Raw genomic sequence first — 2,299 nt, 5'->3', positions numbered from 1 at the left:
TCCGCGACGATGTCGAGCGCCTCCTCGTAGGAGACCGTGTTCTGGTCGCGGTTGCGGAGGTCGGCGCGGTAGGCCGTCGCGGACGTACTCGCCGTCGGCGACGACGCTGAGGACGAACCCGGTCTCGCTCGTCCGCACGGAGAACCGCGCGGCGTCGGACCGGCCGGTCACGACCGAGACGGCGTGCGTCCGAACGGGGCCGGTGAACGTGTCGAGTTCGCGTTCGAGCGCCGCGAGCCGCCCGGAGCTAATCGAGAAGTCCGGCGTCTCGCTCGTGATCTCGCGGAGGGCGACCCGCCGGTCGTCGAGCGCCCGTGCCTCGGCGTCGATTCGCGCGAGTTCGATGAGGAGGTCTCGCGCGGTGATGTCGTCGGCGTTGAACCGCTCGATGGCGGAGCGCTGTGCGCTCTGGAGCGCAATCGCCCGCTGTTCGATGGTGTTGAGCTCGTCGAGGATGAGCTGTTGCCGGGTGCTGTCGTCGGTCGCGGACTCGATGCGCTCGATTGACGCGCCCGTCTGAATCTGGCCGCCGGCCCCGAGGGCGGAGAAATCGAGGGACGGGCCGAGGTCGACGTGATGGGCCTCGACCGTCGCCCGGGCCAGCTCCGACGACGGAATGTCGAGGACGTGAATCGTCTCGTTGGACGGCGACTCGACCTGTGCGGGCTCCGCTTCATCGGGAGCCATCGAGTGGGTCGACCCGTCGGCGGGACCGGCCGCACCGAGCACCGGCGACGCCACGAGAAGCATGACGACGACGAGCGGGAGGGCTTTCATCGCCGTGAGGGTACACGGGGGCAGTACTAAAATGACCCTCTTGACGCGGTCGCCGTCGCCGACATCGAGGGACGCATCTCGACGGCGTCTGACACTGTTGAATCGATGGAAAGCGTTTTCATCGCCGGATGAAACGGATTTACGTATGCGGAGCGCCGCCCTCATCGTTGCCCTCCTCACCATCGTCGCCGGCGTCACAGCGCCGGTGGCGGCCACAGACGCGGCTGCTGCCGGCACCCGGCCGGTCGATGACGGTTCAGAACGCGACGACGAGAGGCTACGTCGAAAACGGGACCGGCGTCCTCGTGTTGACGTTCACGTGGACCAACTTCCTCGAACAGACCGACGAGGGACTGCGCCTCGGTGACGCGCTGTCGGCCGGTGACGACGAGACGTGGCTCACGTCGCTTCGGTCGAATCAGAACCTCACGATTCAGACGCCGCCGGGCTACGCCGTCAGCGACACGAACCTGCCGCTCGAAAACAACGCCGTCGTCGTCGAGGGGCCCCGGACCTTCGAATCGATCGACCAGTTGACCGTCACGTACGTCTCGACGGGCACGGACAGCGCCATTCCGTGGACGCTCGTCGGCGGCGGTGCGGTCGTCCTCGCGGTGCTCGTGGCGGGCGTCGTCCTGTTCACTCGGCGGGGACCGGACGGGGGGGACTCCCGACGGAACGTCGACAGCGACGGCGACGCCCGAGCCGCGGCAGGAGTCGGCACAGGAGCCGGCCCGACGACGAGCCCGCGCCCGCCGAAGAGCCCGACGACGTCGACGTCGACCTCGACCTGCTCTCGGACGAAGAGCGGGTCGAACTCCTCTTGGAGCGGAGCGGCGGGCGGATGAAGCAGGCGAACATCGTCAAGGAGACCGGCTGGTCCGACGCCAAGGTCTCACAGCTCCTGTCGGCGATGGCCGACGAGGGGCGCGTCGAAAAGCTCCGCCTCGGCCGTGAGAACCTCATCTCACTGCCCGACGAGGACGAAGACGAGGCGTGACGAAGACGAGGTGTAATCGGACGACGGGGGCGCCGGTGGCCGCGGTGCGAAAACGTTTATTTGCCCCGGTCGGTAGTGAACGTTGATGAAAATTCTCGTAACCGTCAAGGAGGTGGCCGAGGTCGAAGAGGACTTCGAGCTCGACGGGCTCCGCGTGGCGGACCAGTTCCTCGACTACGACCTCAACGAGTGGGACGAGTACGCGGTCGAGGAAGCGGTCCAAATCGCCGAGGAGAGCGACGACGACGTGGAGGTCGTCGCCGTCACCATCGGCCCCGAGCGGTCCGAAGAGACCATCCGCATGGCGCTCGCAAAGGGGGTCGACCGCGCGGTCCGCGTGTGGGACGACGCGCTCGACGGCGTGGACCTGCTCGACGTGGGCGCGAAGACGCGCCTCCTCTCGGCGGTCGTCGAGGACGAGGACCCCGACCTCGTCCTGACGGGCGTGCAGGCGAACGACGACAGCTTCGGCGCGACCGGCGTCTCGCTCGCCTCGGCAATCGGCTTCGAGTGGGCCGCGGT

The 2,299-nt window shown here is 67.9% G+C and carries 1 protein-coding gene and 2 pseudogenes; 2 read left to right on the top strand and 1 reads right to left on the bottom strand.

Going from position 1 to position 2,299, the window contains the following annotated elements; genetic code table 11:
* A pseudogene (locus C441_RS00015) lies at positions 1–777 on the bottom strand (DUF7096 domain-containing protein); the annotation flags it as partial.
* Positions 778–1,016: 239 nt separating this feature from the next.
* Between C441_RS00015 and C441_RS00010 the strand changes: the two are divergent.
* Positions 1,017–1,777, top strand: a pseudogene (locus C441_RS00010) (helix-turn-helix transcriptional regulator); the annotation flags it as partial.
* 85 nt (positions 1,778–1,862) lie between these two features.
* Positions 1,863–2,299, top strand: a 437-nt coding sequence (locus C441_RS00005) for an electron transfer flavoprotein subunit beta/FixA family protein (RefSeq protein ID WP_007273227.1), incomplete at its 3' end; no start/stop codon positions are given.

The sequence above is a fragment of the Haloferax sulfurifontis ATCC BAA-897 genome (genome assembly GCF_000337835.1).
GTDB classification, from domain to species: domain Archaea; phylum Halobacteriota; class Halobacteria; order Halobacteriales; family Haloferacaceae; genus Haloferax; species Haloferax denitrificans.
The sequence above is the reverse complement of the archived record's forward strand: the minus strand, read 5'-3'. Positions and strand labels throughout refer to the sequence as shown.